This is a genomic window from Ruegeria sp. BB7 (assembly GCF_056539365.1).
The window spans coordinates 205,850-218,832 of sequence record NZ_JBQFUV010000001.1; the positions used below are offsets into that span (position 1 = coordinate 205,850).

Genomic DNA, 12,983 nt, shown 5'->3' on the forward strand with positions numbered 1-12,983 from the left:
GGGGGCAGCGATGAGTGACCGTGCATATGTAATCGACGAGATGATCTCAGCCAAGGCTATCGCTGCTCGGATCGAAGAACTGTGTCGTGAAATCAGCACAGAATTTTCTGATACCGATAAGCTGGTTGTGGTCGGCCTGCTGCGCGGCAGTTTCGTCTTTATCGCCGATCTGGTGCGTGAGCTGGACCTGCCGATCGAGGTGGACTTCCTTGAGGCTTCTTCATACGGAGACTCGATGGAGAGCAGCCGGGAAGTTCGCATTCTCAAAGACTTGCGCGGTGCAATTGAAGGGCGCGATGTGTTGGTCGTCGAAGATATTGTCGACACAGGCCACACGCTGAACCACGTGACCAAACTGCTGGAAAGCCGCAAACCCGCGCGCTTGAAGTCTATCGCCCTTCTGGACAAACCCAGCCGGCGCGAGGTGGATTTCCGGTCCGACTGGATTGGTTTTGATATCCCTGACGAGTTCGTGGTGGGCTATGGAATCGATTACGCTCAGCGAAACCGCAATTTGCCGTTCATTGGGAAAGTTCGCTTTACCGAAGACTAAGAAGACAAAGCCCTAAGTTTTTCAACAAAACTCGTAATTGTTCTACGTAAGAACAAATAAACTCGGCTTCCATAACAACACCCAGTCAAATTCCTAAACTGGAATATCAATGGACAACTGGCCGGGTCCCAGATTAACCTTCAAAAATCTTAGGAGGTTAATGCACATGAAGTTGTTGCCTATAGGTATTCTGGCCGCCAGCGCGGTGGTCCTACTAAGCGGGTTTGCCGACGCGAAAGACAATAAAGGCAAAGGTAAAGGAGCAGACAAAGGCAAAATCGAGAAACCGATAAAGTCCAATAACGGCGTCGCTTTTCCGCCCGGGCAGATTAAGAGATATACGCGAGGCAAGAAATTGCCCGACGATTTGGATTTCGACTACCTTGATGATCTGGACGGATGGAAGCTCAAACCTCTACCCAAAGGTCAACGCTATATCCGTGTAGATGATGAAATTCTTTCGATTTCGGATGACACGAAAACCGTCATTGATGCGGTCGGAATTGTCGGCGACCTTGTAAACTGATCTATCACCACAGCAAGGATCGAAGTGATGCCACAAACACGGCAGTTCCCACCGGGATGAGTTCATCTGGAAAATCATAATCCGGATTGTGCAATTGGGGGTGGGCTGTCCCTGCCCCCAGCCAGAACATCGCCGCCTTTGCGTCTTTACCAAACTGCCCGAAATCTTCGGAAAACTTCTGTGGGTTGCCCGTCAAGGTGCAGGACACCCCCGCTTCGGCGCAAGATTGGTTCAGGATATCGACTGCTTCAGGCGCGTTCACGCAGGCTTCGAAAACATCCTCATAACTGAGCTCAAAGCCTAGCCCATGGTCCGATGCAGCCTTGGCAACCAGCGCCTCGGCTTCCACGATCAGGCTCTGCATCCGTTCATCCGCGACAGTGCGTAGTGTCACCCAAAGCTCGGCCTGACCCGGCGCAACGCCAAAAGTCGGCTCACCAAGGTTGGCATGCGTGACAGTGGTCAGCGCAAAATCGGCGTCCAAGGATCCGCCCCGCCCCAGTCCTGCCAGTTGCGGCATGAGAGTTGCCAATGCCGCAGCCGGTGACACCCCATCTTGCGGTGCCGACGCGTGCGAGGTTTTGCCCGTCAGAACAATCTTCATCCCACGCGAGGCACAATTTGCGGGGCCTTCACACAGCTCGACTTCCCCCAGTGCAAGCCCCGGAAGGTTATGCAGCGAAAACGCATAGTCTGGTGCAATTTTCGCAAACTGCGGATCAGCCCGATAGGCGATTGCGCCCTGTCCGGTTTCTTCCGCCGGTTGGAATATCAAAACGACGCGGCCCTTTTTCGGGCGGTTGTCCCTCAGATAGTCCGCTACGCCCAGAACCATTACCATGTGACCGTCGTGACCACACAGGTGACCTTTGCCCGAAATGCGCGACACATATTCGGCGTCGGATTGTTCCTGAATCGGCAATCCGTCCAACTCGCACCGAATGGCAACTGTTGGCCCTGCCAGCCCACTGTCGAACACCCCGGCCACCCCGTGACCGCCAATTCCTGTCAGGACCGTATCGGCACCCCGAGCACGCAACTCGTCTGCTATTCGAGCAGCCGTTTGCTCCTCTTGCCCTGAAAGTTCGGGGGCTTGATGAAGCGCGTGACGCAGACGAGTCAGCCGCGCGATTGTGTCAGGCGTCACCCTTGTTCCAACTTTTTCTGGCGGGCATCACGCAGACGGGCAAAGTCGTCACCCGCATGATAGGACGACCGGGTCAGCGGTGTTGCGGATACCATCAGGAAGCCCTTGCCATAGGCAGCTTTTTCATACGATGCGAATTCCTCGGGCGTGACAAATCGGTCAACTCCGTGGTGTTTCGGCGTGGGCTGCAGATACTGGCCGATGGTCAGGAAATCGATGTCCGCAGCCCGCATGTCGTCCATGACCTGCCGGACCTGCTGCTCCTCCTCCCCCAAGCCGACCATGATGCCCGATTTAGTAAAGATCGAGGGGTCCATTTCCTTGACCCGCTGCAATAGCCGCAGCGAGTGGAAATAGCGCGCACCGGGGCGCACTTCGGGATACAGACCGGGGACGGTTTCAAGGTTGTGGTTGAACACGTCCGGTTTCGCCTCGACCACAACTTCCAGAACCGAAGGATCACATTTTAGGAAGTCCGGCGTCAGAATTTCGATCGTCGTCTTGGGCGAGCGGTGACGAACAGCACGAATGGTTTGCGCAAAATGCTCGGCGCCGCCGTCCGTCAGATCATCCCGGTCAACCGACGTGATAACCACATGGTTAAGGCCCAGTTTCTGCACCGCGTGCGCCACACGCCCGGGCTCGAACGCGTCCAGATCATCCGGACGGCCTGTGGCGATATTACAGAAGGTGCAGCCACGGGTACAGATCTCACCCATGATCATCATGGTGGCGTGGCCTTGGCTCCAGCACTCGCCTACATTGGGGCACCCAGCCTCTTCGCAAACAGTGACCAGATTGTTCTCGCGCATGATCTTGTGCGTGTCGGCATACCCCTTACCGCCGGGTGCCTTGACGCGGATCCACTTTGGCTTTTTCGGCTGCGCATTGTCTTGGCGATGCGCCTTTTCGGGATGACGTTGTTCGGGGATCTTCAGATCACGCACAGCTGGCTTTCCTGACTTGGGGTCAATTTCCTTGGGCATAATATAATTCGCCGCACTTAGCTACACCACCCATGCATACCTGCTATAACAGCGCACCGCGCAAGTGCAGAAAAAAGCCCCCCCCTAAAAGCTAGAAAGCCTTTAAACAATAGTATGTTCAATAACCTTGAACCTTATTCGCGACCGCAGCAAAAATTACGTTGAAGCCAATTTAGAACTGTTTTAAATCGCAAACAGTTCACAAATGAATCACAGGAACATGAATATGAAATCCGGTACCAAACTGCCTGACGTAACCTTTCACACCCGTGTCCGTGATGAGGCTGTTGAAGGCCCCAACCCGTTCCGCTGGGAAGACAAGACCACCGCAGATTACTTTGCCGGCAAACGCGTAATCCTGTTCTCTCTGCCCGGCGCGTTCACCCCGACCTGCTCGACCTACCAGCTTCCTGGCTTTGAAAAAGGCTATGGCGAGTTTAAGGAAAAAGGCATCGATGGGATCTACTGCATGTCGGTGAACGACAGCTTTGTCATGAACAAGTGGGCGCTGGATCAGGGTCTGGAAAACGTCAAGGTTATCCCGGATGGATCGGGTGAATTCACCCGCAAGATGGGCATGCTGGTCGACAAGGACAACCTGGGCTTTGGCATGCGTTCGTGGCGTTATGCGGCCATCGTCAACGATGGCGTGGTCGAAGCTTGGTTCGAAGAACCGGGCCTGATGGACAACTGCCCCGAGGACCCCTATGGCGTGTCCTCCCCGGAAAATCTGAAAAAGCATCTGGACGAAGCAAAAGAGCCAGCGCTGGCATAAGCTTACGTGCAATAGCATATAAAAGACCCGCATTCTCGCGGGTCTTTTCGTTTTTCAGGCTCTTGTTTGGGAAACGATTTCCTCGCCGACTTGTCGGATGACCTCGGCCAGACCATCAAACCAATCCTCGCCACCAGTAGATGCACGTCGCACCAATCCAACCGTTCTTGCCGGTTGGGGTACGGTGAAACGCAACAGTTTCAAGCCGGGAACCGCCTCGGATTCGGCGCGTGCGGCCAGCTCCGGCATCAGGGTCAAACCAAACCCTTCCGCGACCAGTCGAGATAAAGTTGCCAGAGATGACGCACCCATATTGATCAAGCCACTGCTGCGATCCTGACCGCAAACCTCAAGCGCCTGATCAGTCAGGCAATGGCCATCATCCAACAACATCAACTGAGCGGTCTGCAAATCCAGAGGCCGCAATGCCTCGGGATTTGTCGCCATGGTCTCTAGGCGGGGTGCACTGCCAGCTAATAAAAAGTGATCCTGAAACAACGGCAGTTCGAAGAGTTCGCTTCCACCGGCTGGCAGGGCCATGACACCGGCGTCGATCTCTCCGGCGCGCAGCATGGTCAATAGGCGCTCGGTCCGGGCCTCGCGAATTTGCACTCGCAGCGACACGTCAGAAGACCGTAGCCCCGCCAACACGCCGGGAAGCAAATATGGTGCAATGGTCGGAATGATCCCGATTGATAGCGAACGGTGCCCACCTGAACGATCCTTTGCGAACTGGTCAAGCCGTTCGGCAGCCCCCAGAATCTGACGCGCATGGTCCAACACATCACGCCCCAGCGGCGTTAGAAGGATATCACGCGCCTGACGTTCGAACAGCGGGCCTCCCAAGCTCTCCTCAAGTGTCTTGATCTGCACTGACAAGGCGGGTTGAGAAACATTGCAAACTTGCGCCGCGCGGCCGAAATTTCGCTGTTCGGCGACTGCCCGCAAGTATTGCAACTGTCTAAGGGTAAAATGCATAACCAGTGATTATCACTTGACGCCAACAGCGCAACCTAAAATTATCACCCGATCATTCGGTTGCGCTCAGACTGGCTCTCATAATGCCGTTTGAGTCTCTGCAGCGCGATCCTCAGCACGATCTTGCCCGAACGCGCGGACCACCCCATTCGTTTTTCCGCCAATTCAAGCCCTTCAAGGTAGCAACAACAGCGAAGGGCAACATCACTCAGCCCTGGACCGAGGTCTGACAAGGCAAGGGCGACGCGATCACGCGCATCGGAAGAACCGCGCCCGCCATGGGCTTCGTTGCCAAAACTGCCGCGCCCGCCTGCAGTCAGAAAGTGATCCCAATTCTGCGTGACCTGAGGCCCAATCTGCGCCAATTCGAAATCTTCTCGCAGGCGCTCGCCAGCCGCCACCAGCGTTTCATCCAGAAAAGGCTTTCCATCCCGATCCCGTCTGCGAGCGAGAGCGATCAACGGGCTTTCCGCCACGCTGTAGCGCATGCGTTTTGGGCGGTCATTCTTGTTCGCACCCCCCTGCCCCGGTACCACCTTGGCCTGAAACGGTGTCTGCGCATCGGCCATTCCAAACTCATTTCGGGTGCGGGCTTTGTTTTCTGCATCGGCAACCAATTGACCAAGCGCTGTCCGGCCCGTCGAAGAAATGCGATACCGCGAAATACGTCCCGGGTTATCGCAAGAAATCCAATCTTTCAGAGCCAACGCCTGAGCAATAGCGCAGTCCACCACTGCAGTCCTTGTCGCGCCGCCACCTCCAGAGTCTCGCACGACGACCGCCTTGTCCATCTCTTCAGCGACTGCAAGCACCGAGCCCGTTTCGCACAAGCGACGCAGAATCCGAAGGGCCTCGCGGTTGAACTCTTCATCTTCGGCGGCGGCGGTTTCCTCAGGTGTCGTACCAAACATGTTATTCACATGAGCCGCCGGCTCGGCGAAATGCGTCTTGGCCAGCGATTGCAGTGCTGCGTCTACCAACGGATCGTCCCGCCGAGTTTCGATCCGCCGGATTTGTCTGAGAATGGTCGAAGCATGGCACCCAGCAGATCGCGCGATGTCGCGGATCGATTGGCCGGTTTCAGTGTGGGCAAGGTATCTTTGCGCCCCTTCTGGAACCCAAGCCGGAATAGTGAAAGCCATGTTATTTTCCATAGTTTCTTGACCTCGTCGACAAAACAATCTGTTCCCAATCGCCCCCGATGAGTTTGTTAACCAATTCTAACTAGAGTCGCTTTCGTTACTCGTTCGTTAACCCGCAGAGACAAGAACCAGATTTGATTCAAAAATATAAACACTCATGAAGCCAGAGTTCGGGGCGACCCTGATCAAGGCAACACCCGCTTAGGTTGTGCGACACATTCAGGGACATTCACTGTTAAGAAGGACCGCTGGAATGCAGGATCTGATGACCTTGATCACTACTCTACGCCGCCCTCGCCTGTTGGCACGGGCCGCGAAACTAGGGGCGCAGGACTATGACCGGGACCGGCATCTGCAACGCATCCTCGGTTATGGATCATTGCCCGGCACAGGCGCCGCACTGATGCGACTGATGGAATTGGAAAGAGAATTTAATTCACAGCGAATGGAAGAAGATGCGGCCTATTCATTGGTCCGGCATCTTGACGTGTTGATCGCGCTACTGGGTGAGGCGCAACTGTTTCAGGCCAGTCGCGCCTCGCAATATTCAGTGATTAGCTGAATGCATCCGGCATGGATGCTTTCTTTTTCTCAATGTATTCATTGAGCGCGGCGGTGATCGCCGGGTCGAGTTGTGGTTGCTGGTAGTTGGCCAGCAGATGCTCGACTCGGGCAGATGCCAGTTGGCGCGTGTCACGCCCGCCTTCATCTTCCCAGGTTTCGAACGGTTTGTAGTCCAGCATTTCAGACTTCCAGAACGCGTCCTTGAAGTTCGCCTGCGTATGGGCGCAGCCCAGATAGTGGCCGCCCGGTCCGACCTCGCGGATCGCATCCATCGCCTGCGCGTTCTCGTCATAAGCCACGCCTTTGGCCAGACCATGCAGCACGCCCAGTTGATCGGCATCCATGACGAACTTCTCGAAATCCGCAACCAGACCGCCTTCAAGCCAACCGCAGGAGTGCAGCATGAAGTTCACGCCCGACATCAGGCCCATGTTCAACGAGTTTGCTGTTTCGTAAGCCGCTTGTGCGTCGGGCAATTTCGACCCACAGAACGACCCGGCCGAGCGGAACGGCAGGTTCAGGCGACGCGCCAGCTGACCCGCACCATAGGTGACCATCGACGCCTCAGGCGTACCAAAGGTCGGCGCGCCCGAGTTCATATCAATCGACGACACGAAGGCCCCAAAGATCGCCGGGGCACCCGGACGGATGATCTGGCTGTAAGCCACACCGGCCAGAACCTCGGCCAGAACCTGCGTCAGCGTCCCCGCCACCGAAACCGGAGCCATCGCACCGCCCACGATAAAGGGCGAAATGATGCAGGCCTGATTGTTCGCGGCGTAGACTTCAAGCGAGCCCATCATCACGTCGTCAAACGTCATCGGCGAGTTGATGTTGGTCAGCGAGGTCATGACCGTGTTTTCCTGCACGAACTCTTTGCCGAACAGAATCTCACACATTTCAACCGAATCTTGTGCGCGGCTGGGGTCAGTAACCGAACCCATGAACGGCTTGTCCGACAGGGTCATGTGCGCCATCAGCATGTCCAGGTGGCGCTTATTCACTGGCACATCGGTAGGTTCGCACACGGTCCCGCCCGAGTGGTGCAGCCACTTGGACATATAGGCCAGTTTCACGAACTTATTGAAATCGTCCATTGTCGCATAGCGACGACCACCCTGCGCGTCGCGCACGAACGGAGGACCATAGACCGGTGCAAGCACCAAATTGCGGCCACCGATGACAACCGATTTCTCGGGGTTGCGAGCGTGTTGTGTGAATTCGCTGGGGGCGGTTTTGATCAGCTCTCGCGCCAAACCGCGGGGGATGCGAACACGTTCACCATCGACATCGGCACCGGCGTCTTTCCAGCGCTGTAGCGCGCCCGGATTGTCAACGAAGTTAACGCCGACCTCGGCCAGAATAGTTTCCGCATTGGTCTCGATGATCTCCAACGCTTCTTCGTTGAGAACCTCGAAATTCGGAATGTTCCGTTCGATATATTTTGCAGTTTCGATACGAACTGCGGTGCGCTCGGCCCTACGGGCGGCACCACCGCCGCCTCTGGCTCTGCGTCGGGTGTTTGCCTCTGCCATGAGATAATCCCGTTAGTCATGTTCACGTTGCAAATCGTGTTACCGGAACCGCAAGTCACACCAGACGTGGATTACGGCGCTATAGGGGTAAAAGCGACATGATCGACCTTTCGATCTTGTTTTAGCCCCTAGTTCCTCATGTTCATGATAGGCGCGTTGTACCTGAATCGCAAAAATCATCTTTCCCCAGGATTGAGAATGAACCCTTGGATGCGACAGAAAGCGGTGCCGTCGCAAACCTGTTTCGAGGTGCATTTTTTTCCAGTAAGAATCCGGATTCGATAGGCTGGCAACCCTCAGAGGTCTTTGCGCATCGCAACCGAGTTTCCTGCCAATTCAGTTTCAACCCACCCAAGATGCGCGTAAATCGCCCGCGTATCCTGCATCAGCCGATGGGTGCGCAGTTCCATGTGGGTGCAGCCAGCGTCGCGGGCGTCGGCCTCGGCGAGTGATAGCAACTTACCTGCAACCCCCTGCCCCTGTGCCGCCGGTGATACAGCCAGGTTGATAACCTTCATCACATCACCTTGTTGCGCAAAGATGATCACCCCGACAAATTCGTCATTGCCGAGGGCCAGAATCACGCGATGATCCGCAATTTCCCGCGCCAATCCGCCCGTTACATCTGGCAGATCATCAATGGTTTCGCGCGCTTTAGAATAAGCCGCCCGGATGCAGTCAGTGACTGCATTGACGTCATCCAGCGTTGCATCCCTGAAACGAATATCCGCCATTGCTAGCATCTCCCTCTGCATCTGCTCGAAAACGTCCTCATAACGCTTGCACATAACCGCCGCGCGACCTAAGAGCCAGTCATGAGCCAGACATCCCATGACCGCCTTCTGATCATAGACTTCGGCAGCCAGGTGACGCAGCTGATCGCACGCCGCCTGCGCGAGTTGAATGTCTATTGCGAAATCCACCCCTACCAAAAGGTCACGATGGACTTTGTGCGCGAGATGGCGCCCAAAGCCGTGATCTTCTCGGGTGGGCCAGACAGTGTAACCCGTGACGGGTCACCACGCGCACCGCAAGAGATTTTTGATTATGGCGTGCCGATCCTTGGCATCTGCTATGGTCAGCAAGTGATGATGCAGCAACTGGGGGGCAAGGTTGAAAGTGGCCATGGCACCGCCGAGTTCGGGCGCGCATTTGTTACTCCGAAGGGTCAGCTGGACATTCTGGACGACTGGTTCGCCGAAGGTGATGAACAGGTCTGGATGAGCCACGGCGACCACGTTAGCGAAATCGCACGGGGGTTTGAGGTTTTCGGAACCTCGCCCAACGCGCCCTTTGCGATCACTGCCGACACCAGCCGTCACTTCTATGCCGTGCAATTCCACCCCGAGGTGCACCATACACCCAAAGGCGCGAAGCTGTACGAGAACTTTGTGAAACTGGCCGGGTTCGAGGGCGATTGGACCATGGGCGCTTATCGCGACGAGATGATCCGTAAGATCCGCGAACAGGTCGGTGACAAGAAGGTCATCTGCGGCCTGTCCGGTGGTGTTGACAGCTCGGTCGCGGCGATCCTGATCCACGAAGCGATCGGTGACCAGTTGACCTGTGTGTTCGTTGACCATGGGCTGTTGCGTAAGAACGAAGCCGAAGAAGTCGTTGGCATGTTCCGCGACAACTACAACATTCAGCTGATCCACGCAGATGAAAGCGAATTGTTCCTGGGTGAACTGGACGGCCAGTCCGACCCTGAAACCAAACGCAAGATCATTGGTAAACTGTTCATCGACGTGTTCCAGAAACACGCGGACACCATCGAAGGGGCCGAGTTCCTGGCTCAGGGCACGCTGTATCCTGACGTAATCGAGTCTGTCTCGTTTTCAGGTGGGCCTTCGGTCACTATCAAATCGCACCACAATGTGGGCGGTCTGCCGGAAAAGATGGGTCTCAAACTGGTTGAACCCCTGCGTGAACTGTTCAAGGACGAGGTTCGCGCTCTGGGCCGCGAACTTGGCCTGCCGCAAAGCTTTATCGGCCGTCACCCCTTCCCCGGCCCGGGTCTAGCGATCCGATGCCCCGGCGAAATTACCCGCGAGAAACTGGAAATCCTGCGCGAAGCGGATGCGATCTATATCGACCAGATTCGCAAACACGGCCTCTATGACGACATCTGGCAGGCATTTGTGGCGATTCTACCCGTCCGCACGGTTGGCGTAATGGGTGATGGTCGCACATACGACTACGCCTGCGCCCTTCGTGCCGTGACGTCAGTAGACGGTATGACTGCAGATTATTATCCGTTCAGCCATGAATTCCTCGGAGAAACGGCCACACGGATTATCAACGAGGTCAAAGGCATCAACCGATGCACTTATGACATTACCTCGAAACCTCCGGGAACGATCGAGTGGGAATGACAAGAAAGCCGGGCTTCACCCCGGCTTTTTTTGTTTAAGTCCTGCCAGAAACCCATAGGTTTTCATAAGGAAATCCGCGATTCCCGCAGGCAAAGGCATGGACAGCAGTAAACCACAGATCGGCAAGGCCGCGCTTTGGATGACAGGCGCCATTGCCTCATTCTCGTCAATGGCCATTGCTGGCCGCGAGCTGAGCGTGACCCATGATACGTTCGAGATCATGTTTTACCGAAGCCTCGTCGGCATCTGCATTGTGTCATTGGTTCTGACACTGACAAGAAAGTGGAATCAGGTCTCGACATACCGGCTCGGCCTACACGGCATCCGAAACCTGATGCATTTCACCGGTCAGAACCTTTGGTTTTATGCTGTCTCAGTTATCCCATTGGCACAGGTTTTCGCGCTGGAATTCACCCAACCGATCTGGGTTATTCTCCTGTCTCCGTTGCTGCTGAAAGAGAGGCTGACCCCTGTGCGTGCCCTTTCGGCCATGATTGGGTTCGTTGGAGTTCTGATAATCACCCGCCCAGGTGCTGCCCCCCTGAGCACTGGAATTCTTACTGCGGCAATGTCAGCGGTATTCTTTGCGTTTACAACGATTTCCACCAAATCTCTGACCCGTTTTGCAAGCATCGGTTGCATCATGTTTTGGCTGACAGTTATGCAGGCAATCTTGGGGTTTCTAGCAGCAGGGATTGACGGCCATATTGCCTTACCGACGGCAGCTACTGTCCCTTTCCTATTACTTGTAGGTTTGGCCGGCTTGCTGGCGCATTACTGCATCACCAACGCGCTGGCCATTGCCCCTGCGACCGTGGTTGTGCCGTTTGACTTTGTCCGCCTTCCCACAATCGCCGTGATTGGGATGATTCTGTACCACGAACCCTTGGATCACTGGACCCTTTTGGGGGCCGTCGTGATTTTTTTCGGTATCTTTCTAAACGTAAACACCGAAAAACGTAACAGTTTGGCAACAGATACCCGCCACACTGGACAGTAGTAACGCACCGTCACCAGTTGACGGTTAAACTAGGGTTAAGAAAGTATCGAGCACCACAAGGCGGATCGGTTTTCACCACTCAGTAGCCCGGTCTGGCAAACAGGACACCTTTAGGGAGGACATAATGAAAAAAGCGCTTCTACAGGCGTGCGCGGTGTGCGTTGGGGCAACGGGTGCCTATGCGGGGGGCATTGACCGGAGTGGTCAGGGCATCAACCTGATCTTCGAAGAAGGAACTGTTGTTCAGTTCGGCCTAAGCTATACTGACCCAGAAGTAAGCGGCACCATGCCCAATATTTTCCCCCCCGTTGGTGAACCTGTCGACTCGGGCAACATCGCCAATGATTTCTTTACACCGCACCTGGGGTTCAAAACGGCGCTGACCGAGCAACTTGATCTGGCGATCATCTACGATGAACCGTTTGGCGCTGATATTGCCTATTCATCCGCCTACCCGCTGTCGATCAATCCGCTCAATCCAACTCAGCCCAATGCGCTGAGAGCCGAGGCAGACATAGATGCCCTCACGGCCTTGTTGCGTTATAATTTCAATAACGGTTTTAGTGCGTTGGGTGGCGTTCGTGTTCAGCGCGTCTCAGAAGCGTCGATTGGTGTTCCGATTGTCGGGGACTATTCGTTTGATGCCGACAGTGAAGTTGACTTTGGCTACCTAATCGGCGTCGCATGGGAAAAACCGGAAATTGCTGCCCGTGTTGCACTGACATACAATTCCAAAATTACACATGACCTGTCGCAGACAGAAATCATAGGCGGCGTACCTTCTGACACGACGACAGAAGTTGACACACCACAATCGGTCAATCTGGATTTCCAGACAGGCGTCGCCCCCAAAACCTTGCTATTTGGTTCGGTGCGGTGGGTCGACTGGCCACAGCTGGATTTGGCCCCGCCTGTCTACACTGGTGCCGTTGGCTCGTCTCTCGTAGATTATGAAAACGCGACATACACATTCTCTCTTGGCCTGGGCTACCAGTTCACTGACGAATTCGCTGGTGCCATAACCGCTGGATATGAATCTGACGACGGAATTCCGGTGTCCAACCTGAGCCCAACTGACGGATTCTGGAGCGTTGGTCTTGGCGGCACCTATTCATTGGAAAAAGCAAAGATCTCGGCTGGTGTTCGGTATACCGATATTGGTGACGCGACCGCAGATGGTGCATTTGGCCAAACAGCAGACTTTAGCGGCAACAGCGCTTGGAGCGTAGGCTTCCAGATCACCTACTCACTGGGCTAAGCGACAAATACCTTAAACCTTGAAGCCCCGCCTTTTTGGCGGGGTTTTTCTTTGCCCGCCGATTACACATACTTCACCATCCGGCGCATTGTGTTTGCGACACATCTGACGGGAAATTCAGGACAAAATATCTCACTTTGATAT

13 protein-coding genes are annotated in these 12,983 nt (G+C 55.1%); 7 read left to right on the forward strand and 6 right to left on the reverse strand.

Annotated elements, in window-relative coordinates:
• The first annotated feature begins 10 nt into the window (after positions 1–10).
• Together hpt and ACR0D7_RS01075 are read left to right on the forward strand one after the other, a co-directional pair.
• A complete protein-coding gene (hpt, locus tag ACR0D7_RS01070) occupies positions 11–553 on the forward strand; it encodes a hypoxanthine phosphoribosyltransferase (protein WP_170381304.1) in 543 nt (180 codons plus the stop codon).
• 166 nt (positions 554–719) lie between these two features.
• Positions 720–1,079, forward strand: a complete 360-nt coding sequence (locus ACR0D7_RS01075; RefSeq protein WP_480677366.1) for a hypothetical protein — start codon at positions 720–722, stop codon at positions 1,077–1,079.
• A 4-nt stretch (positions 1,080–1,083) separates the two neighbouring features.
• Here ACR0D7_RS01075 and ACR0D7_RS01080 read toward each other — a convergent pair whose 3' ends face one another.
• Together ACR0D7_RS01080 and lipA are read right to left on the reverse strand one after the other, a co-directional pair.
• Positions 1,084–2,226 (reverse strand): amidohydrolase, encoded by a 1,143-nt coding sequence (locus tag ACR0D7_RS01080; RefSeq protein WP_480677367.1) that lies wholly within the window; start codon positions 2,224–2,226, stop codon positions 1,084–1,086.
• Positions 2,223–3,173, reverse strand: a complete 951-nt coding sequence (lipA, locus tag ACR0D7_RS01085; protein ID WP_480677368.1) for a lipoyl synthase — start codon at positions 3,171–3,173, stop codon at positions 2,223–2,225. Before lipA ends, ACR0D7_RS01080 begins: the two co-directional genes overlap by 4 nt.
• 265 nt (positions 3,174–3,438) lie before the next feature.
• Between lipA and ACR0D7_RS01090 the strand changes: the two genes are divergently transcribed.
• Complete coding sequence (locus ACR0D7_RS01090; protein WP_480677369.1) at positions 3,439–3,987, forward strand: redoxin family protein; 549 nt, start codon at positions 3,439–3,441, stop codon at positions 3,985–3,987.
• Between the two features lie 54 nt (positions 3,988–4,041).
• On the opposite strand, the gene ACR0D7_RS01095 is transcribed toward ACR0D7_RS01090, so the two are convergent.
• Complete coding sequence (locus ACR0D7_RS01095) at positions 4,042–4,965, reverse strand: hydrogen peroxide-inducible genes activator (protein ID WP_480677371.1); 924 nt, start codon at positions 4,963–4,965, stop codon at positions 4,042–4,044.
• Between the two features lie 44 nt (positions 4,966–5,009).
• The gene (locus ACR0D7_RS01100; protein WP_480677372.1) at positions 5,010–6,119 is read right to left on the reverse strand and encodes a DUF6456 domain-containing protein; all 1,110 of its coding nucleotides are present in this window, start codon (positions 6,117–6,119) and stop codon (positions 5,010–5,012) included.
• 241 nt (positions 6,120–6,360) lie between these two features.
• Here ACR0D7_RS01100 and ACR0D7_RS01105 point away from each other — a divergent pair, with 241 nt between their 5' ends.
• On the forward strand, positions 6,361–6,669 hold the full coding sequence (locus ACR0D7_RS01105) for a DUF6477 family protein (protein ID WP_480677373.1): 309 nt from the start codon (positions 6,361–6,363) through the stop codon (positions 6,667–6,669).
• Here the strand turns inward: ACR0D7_RS01105 and ACR0D7_RS01110 are convergent.
• Together ACR0D7_RS01110 and ACR0D7_RS01115 are read right to left on the reverse strand one after the other, a co-directional pair.
• Positions 6,662–8,206 (reverse strand): trimethylamine methyltransferase family protein, encoded by a 1,545-nt coding sequence (locus ACR0D7_RS01110; RefSeq protein WP_170381312.1) that lies wholly within the window; start codon positions 8,204–8,206, stop codon positions 6,662–6,664. The two genes, ACR0D7_RS01105 and ACR0D7_RS01110, sit on opposite strands and share 8 nt — an antisense overlap.
• Positions 8,207–8,502: 296 nt before the next feature.
• Positions 8,503–8,940, reverse strand: a complete 438-nt coding sequence (locus tag ACR0D7_RS01115; protein WP_480677374.1) for a GNAT family N-acetyltransferase — start codon at positions 8,938–8,940, stop codon at positions 8,503–8,505.
• 81 nt (positions 8,941–9,021) lie between these two features.
• On the opposite strand from ACR0D7_RS01115, the gene guaA reads away from it, so the two are divergent.
• From guaA to ACR0D7_RS01130, 3 genes are all read left to right on the forward strand, one after another.
• The gene (gene guaA / locus ACR0D7_RS01120; RefSeq protein WP_480677375.1) at positions 9,022–10,581 is read left to right on the forward strand and encodes a glutamine-hydrolyzing GMP synthase; all 1,560 of its coding nucleotides are present in this window, start codon (positions 9,022–9,024) and stop codon (positions 10,579–10,581) included.
• A gap of 97 nt (positions 10,582–10,678) precedes the next feature.
• Complete coding sequence (locus ACR0D7_RS01125; protein WP_480677376.1) at positions 10,679–11,581, forward strand: DMT family transporter; 903 nt, start codon at positions 10,679–10,681, stop codon at positions 11,579–11,581.
• Between the two features lie 124 nt (positions 11,582–11,705).
• On the forward strand, positions 11,706–12,839 hold the full coding sequence (locus ACR0D7_RS01130; RefSeq protein ID WP_480677377.1) for an OmpP1/FadL family transporter: 1,134 nt from the start codon (positions 11,706–11,708) through the stop codon (positions 12,837–12,839).
• Positions 12,840–12,983 lie beyond the last annotated feature (144 nt).